This window comes from Clostridium sartagoforme (genome assembly GCF_039521405.1).
Taxonomy (GTDB): Bacteria; Bacillota; Clostridia; order Clostridiales; family Clostridiaceae; genus Clostridium; species Clostridium sartagoforme.
In genome coordinates, this window is sequence record NZ_BAAACH010000034.1 from 13652 (window position 1) to 36805 (window position 23154).

Here is a 23154-nt window from a genome sequence, read left to right on the forward strand (position 1 = left end):
AGATGAAATATAATGCGGGAGAATACGATGTAGTAGTCGTAGGGGCCGGTCATGCAGGATGTGAAGCGGCATTATCAACAGCGAGAATGGGATTAAAAACATTGATTTGTACTACTAATCTCGATTCTGTAGCTATGATGCCGTGTAATCCTAATATAGGAGGAACTGCAAAAGGTCATTTAGTAAGAGAAATTGATGCTTTGGGCGGAGAAATGGGAATTAATATAGATAATACATATATACAATCAAGAATGCTTAATACATCAAAGGGACCAGCAGTTCATTCATTAAGAGCTCAGGCAGATAAGAAAAAATACCAAAGTAGAATGAAAAATGTTTTAGAAAATCAAGAGAATCTTAGTTTAAGACAACTTGAAGTTATAGAAGTAGATGTTATAGATGGAAAAGTTAGAGGAGTTCTAACTAAAAATGGTGGATATTTTAGTTGCAAAGCAGTTATATTAACAACTGGGACTTATTTAAGAGCTAGAATAATAATAGGTGATGTAACATATAATAGTGGCCCTAATGGATTATCAGCAGCAAATGAATTATCACAATCATTAATAGATTTAGGAATATCATTAAGAAGATTTAAAACAGGTACTCCAGCAAGAATAAATAAGAAATCAGTAGATTTTTCAAAAATGATAGAACAACCAGGTGATGAGAAAATAATTCCATTTTCATTTATAAGTGGAGATATCTCAAGAGAACAAGTATCTTGTTGGTTAACTTATACAAGCGAAGAAACTCATGATGTAATTAGAGAAAATATTTCAAGATCACCAATGTATAATGGATTAATTGAGGGAGTAGGGCCTAGATATTGCCCATCAATAGAAGATAAAGTTATGAGATTCCCAGATAGGGAAAGACATCAGTTATTTATAGAGCCCGAAGGCGAAGATACTGAAGAAATGTATATCGGAGGAATGTCTTCATCACTTCCAGAGGATGTACAAATACAAATGTTAAAAACTGTGCCAGGCTTAGAGAATGTAGAAATAATGAGAACAGCATATGCAATAGAATATGATTCAATTGATCCAACTCAATTAAAACCAACACTAGAATTTAAAGATTTTGATGGATTATATGGAGCAGGACAGCTAAATGGTAGTTCAGGATATGAAGAAGCTGCTGCGCAAGGCATAGTAGCAGGAATAAATGCAGCTTTAAAGATTAAAGATAAAGAGCCTATGATATTAACAAGATCTGATGGATATATAGGAGTTCTCATTGATGATTTAGTTACCAAGGGTACTAATGAGCCATATAGAATGATGACTTCAAGAGCTGAATATAGGTTATTATTAAGACAAGACAATGCAGATTTTAGACTAACTGAAATAGGATATAATGTAGGTCTTGCAACAGAGGCAAGATACCAAAAGTTCCTAAAAAGAAAAAATAGTATAGAAAGTGAAATAGAGAGATTAAAAAGTTTACAAATAACTAATAAAAAAGAAGTAAATGACTTTTTGATTTCTTTAGGATCTACTGAGCTTAAAAAACCAATTAGTTTTTATGAACTTATTAAGAGACCTGAATTAGATTATTTTATTTTAAAGGATTTAGATATAGATAGACCAGAATATAAGGATGACATAGGAGAACAAATAAATATAATTACTAAATATGAAGGATATATAGAAAGTCAATTAGAGCAAGTTAAACAATTTAAGAAATTTGAAAAAAAATTAATTCCTGAAGATTTAGATTATAAAGATGTTAAAGGGTTAAGAACTGAAGCTATTCAGAAATTATCTAATGTAAGACCTATAAGTATAGGGCAAGCATCAAGAATTTCAGGAGTATCACCAGCAGATATATCTGTTTTATTAATTTATTTAGAACATCAACATAAGAAATAAATTTATGTGGAGGAAAGCATGGAATATTTTCAATTAATGAAAGATGCATCATTAGAAGTAGGATTAGAATTATCAGAGCATCAATACAATCAATTTATAAAATACATGAAACTACTTCAAGAATGGAATGAAAAAGTAAATCTTACAGCAATAACACAAGATGAAGAGGTTATAAAAAAGCATTTTATTGATTGCATTAAGGCTTTTAAATCAAAATCAATAAAAGGGGCAAAAACTATAATAGATGTAGGAACAGGAGCTGGATTTCCAGGATTACCTATAGCAATAATGAATCCAAGTGTAGAAGTAACATTATTAGACTCATTAAACAAAAGAATAAACTTTTTAAATATAGTTATAGATACTTTAGAGTTGAAAAATGTTACAACAATTCATTCAAGAGCTGTAGCTAATATGGCAGTATTATCAGAACTATGTTTACCATATGTAAAGATTAATGGATATTTTGTTGCCTTAAAGGGCCCTGCAATAGAAGAGGAACTTAAAGAGGGGAATAAGGCCATAGCTACCCTAGGAGGAGAATTAATAGATATAATTGAAGTAAATATAGAGGACTCAGATTTAAAACATAATATAGTAGAAGTAAAAAAGATAAATAAGTGTCCTAAAATATATCCAAGAAAAGCTGGAACAGTAAATAAAAAACCAATAAAATAGAATATTCTACAATATATTTTAATAAAAATAGTCGATTAATAATTTTTTTCTGAGATATATAGATGGATTTGTAAATAATTAATTTATACTAAGCGAATTTGTCTTATAATAATAAGGAATAAAAAGAAGGAATTTAGACAAGAAAATAGAATTTTTAATTTATTGAATAAAATGGTAATTTAGAGAAATAGGGGATGATTGGGTGCATATGAAAAGAGAAATTACTAACATAAGTGTAAATAAAATATTTCCAAATACTTATCAGCCTAGAAGATTTTTTAATGAAGAGGCATTAGAAGAGTTATCTCAATCTATAAAGGAACATGGAATAATTCAACCAATTACTGTGAGAAGAAGAGGAGAAAACTTTGAACTAGTTGCAGGAGAAAGAAGATGGAGAGCAGCTAGGATGGCAGATTTGGAAGATGTACCATGTAATATTATAGAAATTACAGATACACAATCTGCTGAAATTGCATTATTAGAAAATTTACAAAGAGAAGATTTGAATTTTATAGAAGAGGCAGAAGCTTATTATAATCTTATAAATGATCATAAATTTACTCAAGATGAATTAGCAAAACGAATGGGTAAAAAGCAATCAACTATAGCTAATAAATTAAGATTATTGAAACTTAGTTCTAATGTAAGAAAGCTTTGTATAGAGAATAAATTAACAGAAAGGCACGCAAGAGCTTTATTATCTCTACCAAATGAGGAATTACAATTAAAAGTTATAGAAAAGATAATTAAAAATTCTCTTAATGTCAAATCAACAGAAGAAGCAGTTAATAAAGAGTTACTAAAATTAGCTGGAGAAGAATTAAATAATAATAAAAATAAAAAGATAAAAAGTGTTTTTCCAGCAAAATTATATGTTAATACTATAAAGCAAGTATTTGATAAGTTTAATATACCAGCAGAGTATAAATTTAAAGATGAAGATGAATTTATACAAATTACAGTGTCTATACCCAAAAAATAAATTTTTAAATAAGTATATTCTTTAAATTAGTAAGAATATACTTATTTTTTTGGCTAAATTTAAATTAAGTTATTATTTTAATCAATTTTTATTATGTTAATCTTTTAATATTATCTAAAACTATATATAATATTAATATGAGAAGGGGGGTGAAGCTCTAAAATAGAGCTTTTATATGAAGAAAGTTTGTATATTCAATCAAAAGGGTGGAGTAGGGAAAACTACTACAAATATAAATTTATGTGCATACCTAGCTATGGAAGGTTATAAAGTATTAACAATAGATATAGATCCCCAAGGCAATACAACAAGCGGATTAGGTCTAGATAAAAGAAATCTAGAATTTTCAATGTATGATGTATTAACTTCTGAAACTTCGCTAAGAGAAGTAATTTTAAAAAGTGAGTTAGTACAAAACTTATATATAGCTCCATCAACAATGGAACTAGCAGGTGCTGAAGTAGAAATGATAAGTAAGGAAAATAGAGAAACTATTTTAACAAATAAGATCAAGGAAGTTGAAAATGATTATGATTTTATTTTTATAGATTGTCCACCATCTCTTGGAGTATTAACTATAAATGCTTTAACGTCAGTGGAATCAGTCTTAATACCAATTCAGTGTGAATTTTATGCACTTGAGGGAGTAGGGCAGCTTATAAATACAATTCAATTAGTTAAAAAGTCACTAAATAAGGAACTTGAAATAGAAGGCGTTGTAATGACAATGTACGATTATAGAACTAACTTAAGTAATGAAGTTTTTGAAGAAGTAAAAAACTTTTTTAATGATAAGGTTTATAAAACTACAATATCAAGAAATATAAGATTAGCTGAAGCACCGAGTTTTGGATTACCTATAATGTTGTATGATGAAAAATGTAAGGGTGCAGAATCTTACAAAGCTTTAACAAAAGAATTCTTAAATAGGCAATAATAAGTAGGTGATTAATATGAATAAAAAATCAGCATTAGGAAAAGGACTAGGCGCTTTAATTCCTAATGATAATTCAAGCAAAGATGAAAATAAGACTTCAATTATATCGTTAAATTTAATTAAAAGTAATGATGAACAACCAAGAAAATCTTTTGATAATGAAAAAATAGCTGAATTAGCACAATCTATAAAAGAACATGGAATAATTCAACCTATTATATTAAATAAAAAAGGAGATTATTATATTATAGTTGCTGGAGAGAGAAGATGGAGAGCAGCTAAGTTTTTAGGCTTGAAAGAGGTCCCTGCTATAGTTATGGAGTTAACAGAAAAAGATATATTGGAAGTATCTTTAATAGAAAATATTCAAAGACAAGATTTGAATCCTATAGAAGAAGCTATGGCATATAAAAAACTATTAAGTGAGTTTAATTTAACACAAGAAGAATTAAGCAAAAGAGTAGGAAAATCAAGAGTTGCAATTAGTAATGTAATAAGATTGACCAATCTTTCTGAAACAGTAAAACAATATTTAATTGATGAAGTTATAACAGAGGGGCATGGAAGAGCTCTTCTAGCTATAGAGGATCCAGAAATTCAATGTGAAATAGCGCAGAAAGTAATAGATGAAAAATTATCTGTTAGAGAATTAGAAAAATTAATAAAATATTTAAATATAGAAAAAAAACAAAAAGATAAAGTAAGAGAGATAAATCCATATTATAAAGATGTAACTGAAAAACTACAAAATTATTTTGGAACTAAAGTAAATATAAGTAATAAAAATAACAAAGGAAAAATAGAAATAGAATATTATTCTAATGAGGATTTACAAAGAATATTAGAGATAATGGATTTATAAATGTTTCACGTGAAACATTTATAAAAGATTATTAGGTAATGTTTCACGTGAAACATTATAATTATTCAAAAAATCCAGTTATAAATTCTAGAGAGGAGTATTAATTTGGAAAGCATATTAAATACAATAAATGAAAATTCATCATTTATTACTATTGGTTTAGTAGTTATAATATTATTACTTTTCATAATAGTAATTTCATTAATAAGATCAGTGAATAAAATGGAAAAAAAGTATAGGAAAATGATGAGAGGCGTAAATAATAAAAATTTAGAAGAACTTATAAATTTAAAATTAGAAGAAATTGATAAAGCTGTAGAAAATTCAAATGAAGCTCTTAATAAATGTGAAGTTATAAAAGAAGAAATGAAGGGCTGTGTAAATAAAATAGCTATAATGAGATATAAAGCTTTTCCAGACGTAGGTAGTGATTTAAGTTTTTCAATAGCTATACTAGATTCATATAATGATGGAGTTTTAATTACAGGGATTTATTCAAGGCAAGATAGCACTACATATGCTAAGCCGGTGGATAAAGGAATATCAAGATATGAATTATCAGAAGAAGAATCTTATGTTTTAAATGAGGCAATAAATAAAAGATAAATAAAAAATAAGAGTTATAGGGATTAGCTATAAACTCTTATTTTTTTGTAAATAATTTATTTTAGAAGGTTTATTAATATATTCCATTTCTCTTGAAACTTTCAATATAAAATGATTTATTCCTTTAGATATGCAATCAGCTAAAGTCATAACTGTATATAATCTAGTATTTTGTAAAACTATGAACTCAAAACTTCCTCCAATATTAACAATTCCAGTTATACTTAAATCACCAATAGGAGGTAGATTTTTATTTACAGCTAAACCAGGATAAAGGGGTTTTTTATCTATAAATACCTTGCCTATATTATTTATTTTTCCAAGACATGAGTCTATAGCAACTATATATGGATTATTAAAGTTACAATTAATTTTATTAATTATATTAGTTATATTTTTAGAGTGAACAGGATTTTCTAAAGAACCATAAATATGAATCTTATTTTGAGAAATGTTCTTTAATTTATATCCTACTAATGGTCCTAAGGAATCACCAGTACACCTATCAGTACCGATGCAGACAAAAATTATATCTCTATTTGAAAAAACTATATCTTTTAAGTTATTGTATAAGTAATTTTTAACTTCTACATAAGAATTAGGTAATAGTGAGTCTATCTTAATTATATCATTCATAAAAACACCTCTCTTATTGAAATTATTGACAATAAGAGAGGTAGCTATTCATTATCACTATTTAAATTTAGAAATTTTATTAATAGCATTTATAGTATAGTCCATGTCTTCTTTTGTATTAAAATAACTAAGGCTTAACCTAACAGTACCAGAGGGGAAACTGCCTATAGTTTTGTGTGCGAGAGGGGCACAATGTAATCCAGATCTATTTTTTATTCCAAAGTCGCTATCCAAGGTAAATGATAGTTCAGCAGTATCCATATCTTTTATATTAAATGAAATACAAGAAGTATAGTTATTATTATATTTATCATCATAAAGAATTACACCATTAATATTTTTGATTTTTTCGATGAAATAATTTCTTAAAAAATTATTTTTACTATATATAGTATTAATACCTTCACTTTGTATAAATTTTATACCTTCCATAAGACCTACTATACCAGGCATATTAAGCGTACCAGATTCAAACTTATCGGGTAAAAAATCAGGTTGAGTTAGTGAGTGTGAAAGGCTGCCTGTTCCACCCAAAATATAAGGATTACAAGATTTGTTTAAGTTATCATCAATTATAAAACCACCAATACCTTGAGGTCCAAATAAACTCTTATGACCAGTAAAAGCTAATGCACTTAAATTAATTTTTGTAAAATCAATATCTAATACACCTGCACTTTGAGCAGAATCTAGCACAAAGAATATATTATTATTTTTACATATATCACCAATTTCTTTTATAGGTTGAATACTACCGATTACATTAGAAGCATGATTAATTACGATCATCTTTGTGTTAGATTTTATTGTATTTTTTAAGTCTTCAGTAGATATAAATCCAAATTTATTTGCATAAACTATATCTAATTCTATTAAACCTTGATTTTTTAGGTTAAATAAAGGTCTTAATACAGAGTTATGCTCCATAGAAGATGTTATAACATGATCACCTAAAGAAAGAGAACTATTTATTAAAATATTAAGAGAAGTAGTAATATTGCTTGTAAAAATTACATTTTCTATTGATTTATAATTAAAAAATTGAGCTATAGCCTCTCTTGATTCAACTAGTATCCTATTTGTTTGCAAGGCATTATCATGATTAGAGCGACCAGGATTTCCTCCAACATTCGTTAAAAAGTTATATATTGCCTTTGGAACGCTTTCTGGTTTAGGAAAAGTTGTACTTGCGTTATCTAAATAAATACTCATAGGTTACTCCTTTTAGTTTAAATATATAATACTTATATTGAAATTATAAAATATTTTCATATTATTTACAAAGTAATAAATAGATTTGTAAATTTATTACTTTGTACTTTTATTAATTATTACACTATATTAATTATTAAGTAAAACATATATATAAATTGATATATTCTTTCAAAAACATAAAGTTTCAATTGCTATATAAGTATTTAAATTTCTTTAAATACTTATATAGCAATAATATAGATTCTTAATTAAAACATATATATAATATAATTAAAGTAAATTATTAACCTATGGAGGGATTTTATGAATTATTATATTATAGTTTTTAAAAATACACTTGATGCAATGACAGCAGAAAAGATTTTAAAGCAAGAAGGCATGATTTTTAAAATGATGCCTACGCCTACTGCAATAACTCAAAGTTGTGGAATTTGCATCAGAATAGAAGAAAAAAAATACATAGATTATATTATATTAAAAAATATAATAAAATATAAAGACATATATATAAAGGAAAAAGATGGCTTTAAAGAAGTTATTTAATATTTTTAGAGGTGATTTATGCATAATTTAGTTGCTAATATACTAAGTCCTAAAATAGGTGATAATGGTAAGATTATATTGAATGTAGATTGGGAAAAGGCTTGGGAGAGTACTATAAGTATTGCAGAGCTAATATTAAATAGAACAATAAGTATAATATTTTTAATTATAGTAATGTACTTAGCAATAAAAATAGGAAATAAAATAATTGATAAATTTGTAAAAAATCAAATAAAAAGTAAACTTAGTTTTTCAATGAATAGTCAAAAAGCTATTACAGTAGGAGCTATTCTTAAAAGCTCATTAAAATATATAGTATATTTTTCAGCAGGAGCAATAGTAATAGGAAAGACCTTTAAGGTTTCAGCGGCTGTTTTAAGTGCTGTAGGATTTGTTATTGGTATAGGAGCACAAAGTCTGGTGAAGGATATAATTAATGGTTTTTTTATACTATTTGAAGATCAATATGGAGTTGGAGATTATGTAACGATAGGTGCTTACAGTGGTGTTGTTGAAAATATAGGGATTAGGTCAACAGTACTAAAAGATTTTAGTGGAGATATTCATGTATTACCAAATGGAGCTGTTTTAGAGGTTACTAATCATTCAAGAGGAAATATGAGATTTATGGTAGATATAGAAATTGCATACGAAGAAGATGTAGATAATACAATTAAGTTAATTGAAAATACGTGTGAAAAGTTTAAAGAAAATAATAAAGAGGAAATTACTGAAGATATTGAAGTTTTAGGTGTGATATCTTTAAATGCATCAAGTGTTACAATAAGAGTAGTTGGAAAGTCTAGGCCGTTATCTCAATGGAAGATGGAAAGAGAACTAAGAAAAGAAATAAAAAAAGCTTTAGATTCAGCAGGAGTAGAAATACCATATCCAAAGACTCAAATAGTAAGTGGAAGATAGTAAATTAAATTGAATTAAAAGGTTGGAGGTTTAATAATGATAGAGACTTTTGATTTAGGTGATATAGTAGAAATGAAGAAGCAGCACCCATGTGGAAGTAAACAATTTGAAGTTATAAGGCTTGGAGCAGATATTAAAATAAAATGTACTGGATGTGGAAGAATAATAATGTTACCAAGAAGCAAATTTCAAAAGGATGCTAAAAAGGTAGTAAATTTATAGTAATTTTAATTTAAACTTGCAAAAAAAAATGAATAATGATACAATATTAAATTGTAATCCCTGCTGTGTAAAGCACAGCCAATGTCCGAGGGGAGGAGGTGAAAATGATGAGAAAGTACGAAACTATATTCATACTACACCCATCATTAGACGAAGAAGCTTGTAAAGCTGCTATCGAAAAATTTAAGGGTGTAATAGAAAACGGTGGAGGAACTATAGAAAATGTTGACGTTTGGGGTAGAAGAAAGCTTGCTTATGAAATCGCAAAAGTTAACGAAGGTTTCTATACATTAATCAACTTTAATGCTGATTCAGAACTACCTAAAGAATTAGACAGAATATTCAGAATTACTGATGGTGTTTTAAGACACATAATAGTTAAACAAGAAGCGTAAGAGGTGATATTGTCATGAATAAGGTTATACTTATTGGAAGACTAACAAAAGATCCAGAGCTTAATTTTGCTGCTGGTAGTGGTACTGCTGTAACAAGATTTTCTTTAGCAGTAACAAGACCTTTCAAAAAGGACGAAACTGATTTTATCAATTGTATAGCTTTTGGTAAAACTGGTGAAACAATAGCACAATATCTTACAAAGGGCAGACAACTAGCAGTTACAGGTAGCATTAGAACAGGAAGTTATGATGCTAAAGATGGAACTAAAAGATATACAACTGATGTAGTTGTAGATTCATTTGAGTTTATTGGATCAGGTAACAATGGTGGTGCTGGAAGAGATCAAAATTCATATAACAATGGATATGGCTCTTCAAATACAGGTTCTGATTATTCAAATTCATCAAGTAATTTTGGTGGAATGAATTTTGAGGAAGACATGACTCCGGTAGATGATGGAGATATGCCTTTCTAATAGTCTAATAAAAAGGAGGGAATTAGCATGAAAGACATGAAGAGATCTGGAAAAATGAGAAGATCTAAGAGAAAAGTATGTGCTTTTTGTGTAGAAAAGGCTGAAGCAATAGATTATAAAGATATTACTAAGCTAAGAAAGTTCGTAACAGAAAGAGGTAAGATATTACCAAGAAGAATTTCTGGAACTTGCGCTAAGCACCAAAGAGAATTAACAACTGCTATAAAGAGATCAAGAAATATAGCATTATTACCATTCACAACTGAGTAATATAGAAAAGCCCCTGACGTATCAGGGGTTTTTTATTATACAAAGCAAAACAACTACTTACAAAATTTGTAAAATAAATGATAATTTGTTGCAATAAAATAAAATTATAATTAAAATATATATACAGGGTATTAGTATAGGGGTGAGTAGGGTGAAGAGAGATGAGTTAAATATAATGGCTAATATAAAAATGATAGAAAAATTAAAAGCAAATTTATTATGTATAATAGGTGAGTTCTATCATTTGCTTACTAAAGGGAGCAACGTAGCTCAAAACGCAATTTTAAATTGTATATCAGGTGCAATACTTGTATTATATGTATTAGCGCAAAAATTAGGATATTCATGTCAAGATGTAGATGATGATATGAAAAAGAAATTACAAGTTGGTATAGCTGAAGGACATGAATATGAAAAGGATGGAAGAAGTTTAAGTAAGCTTCAAATACATTTAAAGGAGCACCATTAATTTTATGATATGGAAAGATTTAATTAGAAAAAGGCTTAAGGATTTTATGCCTATAATTACACCACTTATATTTGTAGGAGCTTGTTTAGGATTTTACTATATAAAAAGTACCCTTTTAGGGACAATATTACTTATAATATTTATCATATTTAATGTAAGTGAATATATGGTTAGAGAAAAAAGTGAAGATTCTATTGAAAAAATCAAGGAAAGTATTGATAATGAAATAAATAAAAATATTTTAAATTTAATATTTCCAGTAGCATTAATAAAAGAATCAGGTGAAATTTTTTGGTGCAATAGAGAATTTCAAAAGTTTATATTAAATGAAAATCCTATAGGGTTAAATGTAGTTAGTATAGCAAGAGGATTAAATTTATCCAGATTACTGACATGTGATAAAGATTTACATCAAAAAATAAAAATATTAGATTCTCTATATAAAGTATATGCTAGTAAAGTAGAAAAGTATGATTTAAATGAAGAAATATATATAGTTTATTTTAATGACATAAGTAATTTAAAAAATATAGAAAATACTAAAGAAAGTATAATGCTTATAGAAGTAGATAATTTAGCAGAAGCTTTAGAAACTACCATAGATAGTGATAGGCCTATGCTTGTCGCAGAAATAGAAAAAACAATAAACTTATATGCTCAAAGACTTAAAGCTATGATAACAAAATATGACTCTAATAAATATGTTCTTTCAGTACAAGATAGATATATAGATGAAGAAATAAATAATAAATTTTCTATATTAGAGGATATATCTAAAATTGATAGAGGAAATAAATTTGAAGTAACCTTAAGTATTGGAGTTGGAAGAGGTGGAACCTGTCCTCTTGAAAATAATACTTTTGCAGTTACAGCAAAAGAGTTAGCATTAGGAAGAGGCGGAGACCAGGTTGTTGTAAAAAGCAACGAGAAGATAAAGATATTTGGTGGTAATACAAGGGAAATAGAAAAAAGAACAAGAGTAAGAGCAAGAGTTATATCTCATTCATTAAAAGAGTTAATATATGAAAGTAGTAATGTTTTTATTCTAGGTCACAAAAATCCCGACATGGATTGTTTTGGTTCATCTGTGGGGATATCATCAGTAGTAAAACAATTAGGTAAGCCATGCAATATTATATTGGGTAATGAAACTACTGCAATTGATTATTTCCTATCAAAGTTAAAAAAAGATTCTAGATATGATAATTTATTTATATCTACAGAAGAAGCATATGAACAAATAAATGAAAAGACACTACTCATAATAGTAGATGTCCATAATAAAGGTTATGTGTTAGATTTAAATATAGTAGAAAAATCTCAGAGAAAAATAATAATAGATCATCATAGAAGAAGTCCAGATATGGTAGAAGGTGCAATATTAAATTACATAGAAGTTTATGCATCATCCACATCTGAAATGGTTACAGAGGTCATCCAGTATATGGTTCAAAAGCCTAACTTATCAAGATTAGAATCAGAAGGATTATTAGCTGGAATATTCATGGATACAAAGGGATTTTCATTTAAAGCAGGTGTTAGAACCTTTGATGCAGCTTCATTTTTAAGAGGTCTCGGAGCTGATACAATCGAAGTTAAAAAAATGTTTATGGATGATCTTGAAGATTATTTAATAATAGCAGATACGATAAAATCAGCAGAAGTAAAGAAGGGTATAGCTATTGCAGTTGCACCTAAAAGAATAAAAAAGAGCTTTATGGCAGCTAAAGCAGCTGATGAATTATTAAATATATCAGGAATAAATGTTTGTTTTGTATTAGCAGAAATTAATAATAATGTAATTATTAGTGGTAGATCAATTGGAGAAGTTAATGTTCAAGTTATACTAGAAGCTATAGGTGGTGGAGGCCATATGAATATGGCAGGAGCTCAATTAAATAATATATCAATAGAGAGTGCTATGAAAATATTAAAACAATCAATAGAAAAAAATTTAAAGGTGGGTGAATAACATGAAAGTAATTTTATTACAAGATGTTAAAAAATTAGGAAAAAAGGGAGACGTTGTTGATATATCAGATGGATATGCAAGAAACTTTTTATTTCCAAGGAAATTAGCTGAAGAAGCAAATAATAATAATATTCATATATTAAATACTAAAAAAGAAAATGAAAGAAAGAAAAAGTTAGCAGAGATTGAAGCAGCTCAAAAATTGGCTTCTGAATTAAAAGGAAAAGAAATAAAGATTGAGGCTAAAAGCGGAGAGAGTGGAAGATTATTTGGTGCAATAACAAGTAAAGATGTAGCCGAATTAATAAATAAGAAATTTAACTTATCAATAGATAAGAAAAAAATAGTTATGGATACAATAAAGATTGCTGGATCTTATGATGTAGAATTAAAACTATATCCAGAAGTATCAACAAAGATTAAAGTTATTGTACAGCAATCATAAGGAGGACTAAGTTTGAAGACTTATGACGAAACAAATATAGAAGGTATATTAGATAGTGAATTATCTTTAGATGCACAAGTAAATGTTATAAATCAAATATTAAATAATGTATTAGACGAAGGAGCTGTAAGAGCAAGAATAGTAAGATTTAAGCTTCAAAAATACGCAAATTCCACTAATATATGTGAAAGAGTATATGCAGTAAATGTGATTGCTTCAGATGGGAAAGGTGTAAAAACTGTACCTAATGAAGAGGAATTAAGAGGTGTATTAGAAGATACAATTTATTATATATCAGAAAATATAGCTAGAAAGTATGTTCAAAATAAAGTGGAAACACAAGTTGAGAAGGCACTTCAAGAAAGACAAGATAAATTTATGGATGATATTAAGTTATCTATAATAAAAAAGCAAAAAGGGCCTGAAAGTGCTAAAACTACTAAAAAGCTAGAAAGATTGGAAAGTTTAGATTCAAAAAAGATTAATAAGAATGTGATGAGTCTTTTAAGGCCTGAAACATTTGAGGAGATAGTTGGTCAGGAGAGAGCAATAAAATCTTTAATATCAAAAATGTCCTCACCATACCCTCAACATATAATTTTATATGGACCACCAGGGGTAGGAAAAACTTCAGCAGCTAGATTAGCATTAGAAGAAGCAAAGAAGTTACAGTTTACTCCTTTTGATGGGGATTCTAAATTTGTTGAAGTTGATGGAACAACATTAAGATGGGACCCAAGAGAAATAACAAATCCTCTTCTAGGTTCTGTTCATGATCCTATATATCAAGGTAGCAAGAAGGATTTAGCCGAAATAGGTGTACCAGAGCCTAAAACAGGTTTAGTAACAGAGGCTCATGGTGGAGTGTTGTTTATAGATGAAATTGGTGAATTAGATGAAATTCTTCAAAATAAATTATTAAAGGTATTAGAAGATAAAAGAGTAGAATATTCATCTTCATATTATGATCCTGATGATGAAAATACTCCCGAATATATAAAGTACCTTTTTGAAAAAGGAGCACCAGCAGATTTTGTTTTAATTGGAGCAACCACAAGGGAACCAGGTAAGATTAATCCAGCTTTAAGATCAAGATGTACTGAAGTTTACTTTGAACCATTATCATCTAGTGATATTAAAGGTATAATTGAAAATGCTGCTAAAAAGTTAAATGTTATATTAGAAGATGGTATTCCAGAATTTATAAGCCAATATACTATAGAAGGTAGAAAGGCTGTTAATATACTAGCGGATGCATATGGATATTCATTATATACATCAAAAAAAGAAAATGATAATATAATTAAGCTTAAGGATGTAGAAGAAGTTATTTCTATAGGAAGATATGTGCCTTATGAAATAATAGAAGATATGGATAAATATGAAGTTGGGCATATTTATGGATTAGGTGTAAGTGGCTTTATAGGATCAACATTGGAAATAGAAGCAGTTGCTTTTGAATCAAAGAAACCAGGAATGGGAACTATAAAATTTAATGATACTGCAGGATCAATGGCAAAAGACTCTGTATTTAATGCTGCATCAGTAATTAGGCGAATAACTGATAAGGATATAAAGGATTATGATATACATGTAAATGTTGTTGGCGGTGGAAGAATAGATGGTCCATCAGCAGGAGCAGCAATTACTATCGCAATAATAAGTGCATTATTAGAAAAACCTATAAGACAAGATGTAGCAATAACAGGAGAAATATCGCTAAGAGGAAATATAAAACCAGTAGGTGGAATATTTGAAAAGATATATGGAGCAAGAAGAAAGGGAATAAAGCTAGCAGTTATTCCTAAAGCAAATGAAAAGGAAATTCCATTAGATTTAAGTGATATAGAAGTAAAAGCAATAGATAATATAGAAGAGCTAATGAAGATAGTATTTTAAAAAATAAAATTAAGCTTCCTTTTGGAAGCTTAATTTTATTTTTAATAATACAAAACTTTGATATAATAATGTATAATATTAAAAAGAGGAAGGAGGTTACATATGGAGGCACCAATGATGAGGAGTTTACCTCAAAGTTTAGAAGCAGAACAATCTGTAATTGGTTCTATGATAATAGATAAAAGTGCTATTGCTAAGTCTTTAGAAAAATTAAATGAAGAAGATTTTTATAGAGATGGGCATAAGGTTATATTTAAGGCCATTAGAGAAATGTTTTCACAGGATATGGCTGTTGACCTTGTAACCTTATTAGAATATTTAAAATCTACAGATATGTTAGATAAGGCTGGTGGAGTAACATATATATCAGAAATAAGTTCATCTGTAATCACTACAGCTAATCTAGAGGCGTACATAAAAATAGTAGAGGATAAATCTTTATTAAGAAAATTAATAAAATCATCTACGTCTATTATAGAAGAAAGTTATAATAAACAGAATAAAGTGGATGATGTGTTAGATTTTGCACAAAAAAAGATTTTTGATTTGGCAGAAAAACAAGGATCAAATGATTATGAAGCTTTATCAAATGTTCTAGAAAGAGGATTCTTAGAAATTGAAAGGCTATTTAATAATAAAGGCTCAATAACAGGTGTTGGTTCAGGTATAAGAGATTTAGATGCAAAGACATCAGGATTTCAAAAGGGTGATATGGTACTTATTGCAGCAAGACCATCTATGGGGAAAACTACATTTTCATTAAATATAGCTGAAAATGCAGCTTTAAGAGAAGGAAAAAGTGTAGTTATATTTTCTCTGGAAATGTCAAAGGAACAGTTGGCGTATAAATTATTGTGTTCAGAAGCAAATGTAGATATGCTAAAGCTTAGAACTGGTAATTTAGATGACGATGATTGGGAAAGAATAGCAAGAGCAACGGGACCTTTATCAAAAGCTAAAATTTATATTGATGATACAGCTGGTTTAAGTGTAATGGAAATGAGATCTAAATGTAGAAAAATTAAAATGGAACATGGTATAGATATGATTCTTATAGACTACTTACAACTTATGAGTGGTAGTTCTGGAAGTGAAAGTAGACAACAAGAAGTCTCAGAGATATCGAGATCTATAAAAGCATTAGCAAAGGAAATGGAATGTCCTGTAATTGCTTTATCTCAATTATCACGTGCGCCAGAGCAAAGAGCTGATCATAGACCTATGCTTTCTGACTTAAGAGAATCAGGATCAATAGAACAGGATGCTGACGTTGTTATGTTCTTATATAGAGATGAATATTACAATAAGGAAACAGAAGAAAAAAATATAGGAGAATGTATAATTGCCAAGCAAAGAAATGGCCCAGTTGGGACAGTAAAAATGGCATGGATAGGTGCACATAGTAAATTTGCTAATTTAGAATTAGTTTATAAAGAATAAATGGCTGTCAAAAAGACAGCCATTTAAAAATGAAGAATTAAAAATAATTTAATTTCAATTTTTAACTTTTAGGAATTTTAAAGTAAATTAAATTAGCGCAAACTATATTTTCTGTTCTGTCTATATCTACATTTTTTAGGTAAAAGGCTCTTTTAAAATTCACTTTATTATTATATTTATTTTTTAAGGAGAGATTTAAAATAAGAAAGTTATTTACATATTTTATTAAAATTTCTTCCTTAGTTAAACCTCGAAGAGAAATATAAATATCATAAAATTTATCTTTATTTATTAATTTAATGATAGGTTTTGTATCTTCAATTAAAGGATTAAACTCTAATAAATTATCTATTTTATTTTCTATATCTGTGAGCAATAAATTATTTTTCATAACTATCCCTCCTCATAAATAGTTTGCGAATTTAAATAAAAGCTATCCTATGAGTATAGTGGGGAATTTTATAAATAATAATTAATTAAGAAAATTATTTACAATGAATTTTTATAAGAAGGTGAAGTTAATGGAAAAAAGTATAGGTTTTATAGGTTGTGGAAACATGGGAAAAGCAATGCTTAAGGGATTGCTTACTTCAACAAATATAAATAAGGAAAACATTATTATATCAACTAAAAGTGAAGAATCAAGAGTTAATATAATAAATGAACTTAAAGTAAATTGTGTACTTGATAATGTAGAGGTAGCAAAAGTAGCAGAAATATTATTCTTAGCTGTAAAACCTAATCTATATAAGCAAATTTTAAAAGAATTAGAAAGTCATATAAAAAGTGATGCCGTAATAATTTCTATAGCTGCTGGAATAACATTAGAAGATATGGAATCATGGTTAGATAAGGAGTATAAAATTATAAGAACTATGCCAAATACACCTGCATTAGTTGGAGAGGGAATGTCAGCAATATGTCCTAATTCTAATATTGAACAAAAGGATTTAGAAATTATATGCGCTTTGTTTGAAAATTTTGGTAAATATGAAATTTTAGAAGAAAAATATTTTGATGCATTTATAGCTTTATGCGGCTCATCCCCAGCATATGTATTCATGTTTATAGAGGCTATGGCAGATGCTGCTGTAAAGCTTGGTATACCTAGAAATAAAGCATATAAAATGGCAGAGCAAAGTATATTAGGTTCAGCAAAATTAGCATTAGAAACAGGAAAACATCCCGCAGAACTGAAAGATATGGTATGCTCTCCTGGTGGTACTACAATAGAAGCTGTAATTGAATTAGAAAACAGTGGATTTAGAAGTGCTATAATAAAATCTATGGAGAAATGCTCGGATAAATCTAAGAATATGTAAATATAAAGGGAAGTTTAAAAACCTCCCTTTATAAAATTAAATTGTTATATTCTAGATACACCACTCTTTATTGCAGCATTTTTAACTGCTTCAGCAACAGCTTTTTGGACTCTTAAATCAAAAGCCTTTGGTAATATAAAATCAAAATTAAGATGATTTTCATCTACTGAATTTGCAATTGCATGAGCAGCTGCAATTTTCATATCTTCATTAATATCACAAGCTCTAACATCTAAAGAGCCTCTAAATATTCCAGGAAAAGCTAATACATTATTAACTTGATTCGGAAAGTCAGACCTTCCGGTACCAATTATTTTTACTCCAGCTTCTTTTGCAACATCAGGGAAAATTTCAGGAATAGGATTGGCCATTGCAAATATTATAGAGTCTTTATTCATCGTAAGAGCCATTTCTTTTGTCACTAAATTAGGTGCAGAAACACCTATAAATACATCAGAATTTACTAATGCATCAGCCAAGTTTCCTTTTAAATTTTCTTTATTAGTAAATGATGATAATTCATTCATTGAATTATTTTCATAATACTTATATTTATGAATTATTCCATCTTTATCACACATTACAATATTTGATGCTCCAAATGAAATTAATAATTTACAAATAGCAGTTCCTGCGGAACCAGCACCATTTATGACTATTTTAATATTAGATATATTCTTATTAACTAACTTTAATGAATTTATAAGACCAGCTAAAACTACTATAGCAGTGCCGTGCTGATCATCATGGAAAACTGGTATATTCAATTTTTCTTTTAGCCTTTGTTCAATTTCAAAGCATCTAGGAGCAGATATATCTTCGAGATTTATTCCTCCAATAGTTGGTGATATATTTATTATAGTGTTAACTATCTCATCAACATCATTAGTATCTAAAACAATTGGAAAGGCATCTACATTAGCAAATTCTTTAAACAATATAGATTTACCTTCCATAACAGGAAGAGATGCCAATGGACCTATATTACCTAAACCAAGAACAGCAGATCCATCTGAAATTACAGCAACTGTATTCCATTTTCTTGTATATAAATAAGCATTATCAGGATCTTCATAAATTTTTTTGCAAGGTTCTGCAACTCCTGGTGTATATGCTAAACTTAAATCTTTTTCACTAGAAATTCTACATCTAGAAGTTATTTCAAATTTTCCTTTTAATTCTTCATGATATTTTAGAGCTTCTTCATAAATATTTATAATAACACTCCCTTTCATAGAATAAATACTTTAAATTTAATAAGAATATAGATAGATACAAATATATTATACGAATTATATATAAACAATGCAAAAAAATATTCGCAAAAAAGTTGAAAGTTTATTTTCACTTTGTTAATATTGTACTTGGAGATTAATATTAATTATTTTATAAATAAAGGACTTAATAAGTTCTTTAACAAGGAGGCAATATAAATGTCAGCATTTGTTGTTTTAGGAGCTCAATGGGGAGATGAAGGAAAGGGAAAGATGACTGATTATCTTGCAGAAGAGGCAGAGGTAATAGTTAGGTTTCAAGGAGGAAATAACGCAGGTCATACAGTTGAAGTTGGAGATAGACAATATAAATTAAGATTAATACCATCAGGAATATTACATGATGATAAATTAAACGTAATTGGTAATGGTGTTGTTGTTGATCCAGAGGCTTTATTTGAAGAAATAGATTATCTTGAGGAAGAAGGAGTTAATGTTACTCCTAAAAAACTTTTAATAAGTGATAGGGCACATGTTATAATGCCATATCATAAAATTTTGGATGTTTTAAAGGAAAAATCAAGAGGAAAAAATGATATAGGTACAACTGGAAGAGGTATAGGTCCATGTTATACAGATAAATTTGAAAGATGTGGTATAAGAATATGTGATCTTTTAGATGAGAGTGTATTTACAGAAAAACTAAAGCAAAACATAGGCGCTAAAAGTGATTATATAACTAAGGTTTTAGGTGGAGAAGAACTTAACTATGAAGAAATAGCTTCCAAATATTTAGCATTAGCAGAAAGACTAAGACCTTATGTGAAAGATACATCTGTTGCAGTATATAATGAAATCAAGGCTGATAAAAAAGTTCTATTTGAAGGTGCTCAAGGAATGCTTCTTGATATAGATTACGGTACATATCCATATGTAACTTCATCTAATACTACCGCTTGTGGAGTTGCTAGTGGATCAGGCATTGGACCCAATATGATTACTAATGCAATAGGTATTGCAAAGGCATATACAACAAGAGTTGGTAAAGGACCATTCCCAACAGAATTAGATAATGAGATCGGTGAATGGATAAGAGAAAAAGGTCACGAATATGGAGTTAATACTGGAAGATCTAGAAGATGTGGTTGGCTGGATGCTGTTATATTAAAAACAACAGTAAGGGTATCTGGATTAACGTCATTATGCGTAACTAAGATAGATACTTTAGCTGGATTAGAAAAATTAAAGATTTGCGTAGGATATAAGTTTAATGATACAGTTATAGATTATTTCCCAGCAAGCTTAAATGATTTAGCAAAATGTGAACCTATATATGAAGAATTTGATGGTTGGGGTGAAGAGGTAGCAAATGCTAGAAGCTACGATGAATTACCTAACAATGCTAAAAAGTATTTAGCAAGAATTGAAGAGCTTACAGGAGTAAATATATCAATAATTGGTGTAGGGCCAAGAAGAGATCAAACGATAAGAGTAACAACACAATTATAATTTATAGAAGAGTATCATGTTTATGGTACTCTTTATATATTTATATAATAAATTATTTATTCAATTTTATATATTATATCAATCATATAACAATTTATGATAGAATAAATATGTATAGTATTAAATAAAAAGGAGGCGAATTTATGGAAGAAAGAAAAAATTATTTGTCAGTTTCTGAGATATTATCAAAAGCTTTCAGAATATCAAAAGATAATATATTAGAAATATTAAAGGTTATAGGGATATTTATAGTGCCTACAGTATTAATAATAGTAGGTATAATAGTAGGAATTATATTTTCAAGTATGATAAATATGTCATACGCATATTCATATAATTATTTAGAAAACTCAATACCTTTTATAGGCTTTGGAAGTGTATTAATTTTAATTTTTACAATTATTATTGCATCAGCAGTAATAATATATGCAGATGCTATTATAGTGAAAATTCTAGATGATGCTAACAGAGGAAAAGAAGTAAGTTGGAAAACTGCTAATAAATATGTTTGGCAGAAAAAATGGAGCGTAATAGGACTTAATCTTTTAGTAGCATTAATGCTTTTTGCATTCTTTATAGCATTAACTTTACTTACTGTTTTACTGTCATTTTTAACTATTGGAATAGGATTAATTATATTAATACCTTTAATAATTGCTATATGTGTTGTTATGGCTCCAATACCTATGTTATTTAATTCAGCATTAATAGTAAAAGATTTAACTATTACGGAGGCAATAGGAGAAACTTTCTTATTGTTTAAAAGAGGTTATTTTTGGACTACAATAGGAAGGTTAGCAGCTATATCAGGGATAACAATTGGACTTGGAATAGTATTAATTATTCTTGAATTCATACCTTTACTAGGCATAATAATAGCTATTATAGGACAATTTATAATTCAAGTATATACAATATCTTATCTTAATGTATTAGTATATGACAGATCAGATATAGAGGAAATTTATATCGATCCTATAATTTAAGTTTGAAAACTCCTACGGGAGTTTTTTTGTTAATATTTTCAAATTATGATTAATATTTTTTTATTTTTAAGGAGATTGATGATAAATTTATTCAAATACATAATAATATAAAAAGGATAAATACTATAATGACTAGCATTTATAAAAGATAATTAAAATAAAAAATATATTTTTATAATAAAAGTTAGGAATTTGACTTAAAAATAAAAAGGTATATAATTTTATATATAGTTTTTAATGGAAATAAATTAATTGCAAAGCAATTTGTAGTGAAAAGTTAATACTGAAAAAGTGAAAAATTAAGGAAGAAAATCCTTTGAGGATGTTTGAATCATATATGCTTTTCATATATTTAATTTTAAGTTTTGCATAGCAAAATATATTTAATTTTTTCATTTCTTCATTTTTCATTATTTTGCTTATCAAAATTGGAGGATATTATGGGAAAGACTTATAGTAAAGAATATGAATTACATTATTATGATGTAGATAGTAATTTAAGAGGATCAATGTCGACTATAATTAATATATTATCTGATATTGGAACTAAACAATCAGAAGTTCTTGGATCAGGGATGGAAAGTTTGATGCAAAATAATATGACTTGGGTGTTTTATAATTATCATGTAAAAATATTTAGGCATCCAATGTATGGGGAAAAGTTATCTGTAACAACTGAACCGGCTGGGTTTAAAAAGTTTTATGCATTGAGAAATTATGAAATTAAAGATAGTGGTGGAAATATAGTAGTATCAGCAAATGCAATATTTTTATTAATTAATTTAGAAAAAAGAAAAATGATGAGAATACCAAATGAGCAATATGAAATTTATGGTGTATCAGAAGATATGAAAGAAGAATTTAAAATACCAAGGTTAGAGAAGCTTGAGAATTGTAAATATGAAAGAAGTTTTAGAGTAAGATATTCTGATATAGATTCAAATAAACATGTTAATAATACTAAGTATTTAGATTGGGCTATTGAGACATTACCAGAAGAGATTGTTAACAGCTATGCTTTGGCAGAGGTAATGGTTACCTTTGAAAAGGAATGTAAATATGGAGAAGAAGTTAAAGTTCTAACAGATATTAGAGAAGAAGAGGGTGACGAATTAGTAACTATTCACAGAGTAGAAACTAAGGATGGTAAAGAATTAACTAAGTTAATTGGACGCTGGAGAAAAAATTAAAGGGTAGGGAGAAGTCTAAAATGGACCCCATGTCAAGGACATTTTAAAAAAAGAGGTTAAGCTGCTAAAAGCTGATTTCTGTATT

Annotated in this window: 25 protein-coding genes; 21 read left to right on the forward strand and 4 right to left on the reverse strand. The window is 28.1% G+C overall.

Annotated elements, in window-relative coordinates; genetic code table 11:
• Nucleotides 1–2 precede the first annotated feature (2 nt).
• The 6 genes from mnmG (at nucleotide 3) to ABDZ60_RS13430 (ending at nucleotide 5945) form a co-directional block, all read left to right on the forward strand.
• Nucleotides 3–1877, forward strand: coding sequence for a tRNA uridine-5-carboxymethylaminomethyl(34) synthesis enzyme MnmG (gene mnmG / locus ABDZ60_RS13405; RefSeq protein WP_156174257.1), 1875 nt, complete (start codon nucleotides 3–5; stop codon nucleotides 1875–1877).
• Between the two features lie 18 nt (nucleotides 1878–1895).
• Nucleotides 1896–2555, forward strand: a complete 660-nt coding sequence (gene rsmG, locus ABDZ60_RS13410; RefSeq protein ID WP_343778734.1) for a 16S rRNA (guanine(527)-N(7))-methyltransferase RsmG — start codon at nucleotides 1896–1898, stop codon at nucleotides 2553–2555.
• A gap of 208 nt (nucleotides 2556–2763) precedes the next feature.
• Entirely contained in the window at nucleotides 2764–3540 is a 777-nt protein-coding gene (gene noc / locus ABDZ60_RS13415; RefSeq protein WP_343778736.1) for a nucleoid occlusion protein, read from the forward strand.
• Between the two features lie 175 nt (nucleotides 3541–3715).
• The gene (locus ABDZ60_RS13420; protein ID WP_016207943.1) at nucleotides 3716–4477 is read left to right on the forward strand and encodes a ParA family protein; all 762 of its coding nucleotides are present in this window, start codon (nucleotides 3716–3718) and stop codon (nucleotides 4475–4477) included.
• A gap of 16 nt (nucleotides 4478–4493) precedes the next feature.
• Nucleotides 4494–5339 (forward strand): ParB/RepB/Spo0J family partition protein, encoded by an 846-nt coding sequence (locus ABDZ60_RS13425; protein ID WP_016207942.1) that lies wholly within the window; start codon nucleotides 4494–4496, stop codon nucleotides 5337–5339.
• A 105-nt stretch (nucleotides 5340–5444) separates the two neighbouring features.
• Nucleotides 5445–5945: a DUF4446 family protein gene (locus ABDZ60_RS13430; protein WP_016207941.1), complete on the forward strand. Its 501-nt coding sequence runs from the start codon at nucleotides 5445–5447 to the stop codon at nucleotides 5943–5945.
• A gap of 27 nt (nucleotides 5946–5972) precedes the next feature.
• Here ABDZ60_RS13430 and yyaC read toward each other — a convergent pair whose 3' ends face one another.
• Both yyaC and ABDZ60_RS13440 read right to left on the reverse strand, forming a co-directional pair.
• Complete coding sequence (yyaC, locus tag ABDZ60_RS13435) at nucleotides 5973–6581, reverse strand: spore protease YyaC (protein ID WP_046999866.1); 609 nt, start codon at nucleotides 6579–6581, stop codon at nucleotides 5973–5975.
• A 57-nt stretch (nucleotides 6582–6638) separates the two neighbouring features.
• On the reverse strand, nucleotides 6639–7793 hold the full coding sequence (locus tag ABDZ60_RS13440) for an aminotransferase class V-fold PLP-dependent enzyme (RefSeq protein ID WP_343778740.1): 1155 nt from the start codon (nucleotides 7791–7793) through the stop codon (nucleotides 6639–6641).
• Nucleotides 7794–8099: 306 nt separating this feature from the next.
• Between ABDZ60_RS13440 and ABDZ60_RS13445 the strand changes: the two genes are divergently transcribed.
• The 11 genes from ABDZ60_RS13445 to ABDZ60_RS13495 all read left to right on the forward strand — a co-directional run bounded on the left by ABDZ60_RS13445 (nucleotide 8100) and on the right by ABDZ60_RS13495 (nucleotide 16848).
• The gene (locus ABDZ60_RS13445; RefSeq protein ID WP_046999864.1) at nucleotides 8100–8339 is read left to right on the forward strand and encodes a putative Se/S carrier protein; all 240 of its coding nucleotides are present in this window, start codon (nucleotides 8100–8102) and stop codon (nucleotides 8337–8339) included.
• A gap of 18 nt (nucleotides 8340–8357) precedes the next feature.
• Entirely contained in the window at nucleotides 8358–9260 is a 903-nt protein-coding gene (locus ABDZ60_RS13450) for a mechanosensitive ion channel family protein (protein WP_016207937.1), read from the forward strand.
• Between the two features lie 36 nt (nucleotides 9261–9296).
• Nucleotides 9297–9482 (forward strand): DUF951 domain-containing protein, encoded by a 186-nt coding sequence (locus ABDZ60_RS13455; protein ID WP_016207936.1) that lies wholly within the window; start codon nucleotides 9297–9299, stop codon nucleotides 9480–9482.
• A 107-nt stretch (nucleotides 9483–9589) separates the two neighbouring features.
• Nucleotides 9590–9877, forward strand: coding sequence for a 30S ribosomal protein S6 (gene rpsF, locus ABDZ60_RS13460; protein WP_016207935.1), 288 nt, complete (start codon nucleotides 9590–9592; stop codon nucleotides 9875–9877).
• Nucleotides 9878–9891: 14 nt separating this feature from the next.
• Nucleotides 9892–10353: a single-stranded DNA-binding protein gene (locus ABDZ60_RS13465; protein WP_016207934.1), complete on the forward strand. Its 462-nt coding sequence runs from the start codon at nucleotides 9892–9894 to the stop codon at nucleotides 10351–10353.
• A 27-nt stretch (nucleotides 10354–10380) separates the two neighbouring features.
• Nucleotides 10381–10623 carry a 30S ribosomal protein S18 gene (rpsR, locus tag ABDZ60_RS13470; protein ID WP_008676141.1) on the forward strand — a complete coding sequence of 81 codons (243 nt, stop codon included), beginning with the start codon at nucleotides 10381–10383 and terminating at the stop codon, nucleotides 10621–10623.
• Nucleotides 10624–10774: 151 nt separating this feature from the next.
• On the forward strand, nucleotides 10775–11092 hold the full coding sequence (locus ABDZ60_RS13475) for a MazG-like family protein (protein ID WP_016207933.1): 318 nt from the start codon (nucleotides 10775–10777) through the stop codon (nucleotides 11090–11092).
• A 4-nt stretch (nucleotides 11093–11096) separates the two neighbouring features.
• On the forward strand, nucleotides 11097–13064 hold the full coding sequence (locus ABDZ60_RS13480; RefSeq protein WP_343778745.1) for a DHH family phosphoesterase: 1968 nt from the start codon (nucleotides 11097–11099) through the stop codon (nucleotides 13062–13064).
• Between the two features lies 1 nt (nucleotide 13065).
• Nucleotides 13066–13509 (forward strand): 50S ribosomal protein L9, encoded by a 444-nt coding sequence (rplI, locus tag ABDZ60_RS13485; protein WP_046999862.1) that lies wholly within the window; start codon nucleotides 13066–13068, stop codon nucleotides 13507–13509.
• Between the two features lie 12 nt (nucleotides 13510–13521).
• Nucleotides 13522–15408: a Lon family ATP-dependent protease gene (gene lonC / locus ABDZ60_RS13490; RefSeq protein ID WP_343778747.1), complete on the forward strand. Its 1887-nt coding sequence runs from the start codon at nucleotides 13522–13524 to the stop codon at nucleotides 15406–15408.
• A gap of 102 nt (nucleotides 15409–15510) precedes the next feature.
• Nucleotides 15511–16848, forward strand: a complete 1338-nt coding sequence (locus ABDZ60_RS13495) for a replicative DNA helicase (RefSeq protein WP_046999860.1) — start codon at nucleotides 15511–15513, stop codon at nucleotides 16846–16848.
• Between the two features lie 61 nt (nucleotides 16849–16909).
• On the opposite strand, the gene ABDZ60_RS13500 is transcribed toward ABDZ60_RS13495, so the two are convergent.
• Entirely contained in the window at nucleotides 16910–17239 is a 330-nt protein-coding gene (locus ABDZ60_RS13500) for a hypothetical protein (protein WP_046999859.1), read from the reverse strand.
• Nucleotides 17240–17369: 130 nt separating this feature from the next.
• On the opposite strand from ABDZ60_RS13500, the gene proC reads away from it, so the two are divergent.
• Complete coding sequence (gene proC, locus ABDZ60_RS13505) at nucleotides 17370–18170, forward strand: pyrroline-5-carboxylate reductase (RefSeq protein WP_343778750.1); 801 nt, start codon at nucleotides 17370–17372, stop codon at nucleotides 18168–18170.
• A gap of 44 nt (nucleotides 18171–18214) precedes the next feature.
• Here proC and ABDZ60_RS13510 read toward each other — a convergent pair whose 3' ends face one another.
• The gene (locus ABDZ60_RS13510; protein WP_343778754.1) at nucleotides 18215–19387 is read right to left on the reverse strand and encodes an NAD(P)-dependent malic enzyme; all 1173 of its coding nucleotides are present in this window, start codon (nucleotides 19385–19387) and stop codon (nucleotides 18215–18217) included.
• 216 nt (nucleotides 19388–19603) lie between these two features.
• On the opposite strand from ABDZ60_RS13510, the gene ABDZ60_RS13515 reads away from it, so the two are divergent.
• From ABDZ60_RS13515 to ABDZ60_RS13525, 3 genes are all read left to right on the forward strand, one after another.
• Nucleotides 19604–20893 (forward strand): adenylosuccinate synthase, encoded by a 1290-nt coding sequence (locus ABDZ60_RS13515; protein ID WP_016207925.1) that lies wholly within the window; start codon nucleotides 19604–19606, stop codon nucleotides 20891–20893.
• Nucleotides 20894–21036: 143 nt separating this feature from the next.
• Complete coding sequence (locus ABDZ60_RS13520; protein ID WP_016207924.1) at nucleotides 21037–21879, forward strand: hypothetical protein; 843 nt, start codon at nucleotides 21037–21039, stop codon at nucleotides 21877–21879.
• Between the two features lie 440 nt (nucleotides 21880–22319).
• Complete coding sequence (locus tag ABDZ60_RS13525) at nucleotides 22320–23069, forward strand: acyl-[acyl-carrier-protein] thioesterase (protein ID WP_016207923.1); 750 nt, start codon at nucleotides 22320–22322, stop codon at nucleotides 23067–23069.
• The last annotated feature ends 85 nt before the right edge of the window (nucleotides 23070–23154 follow it).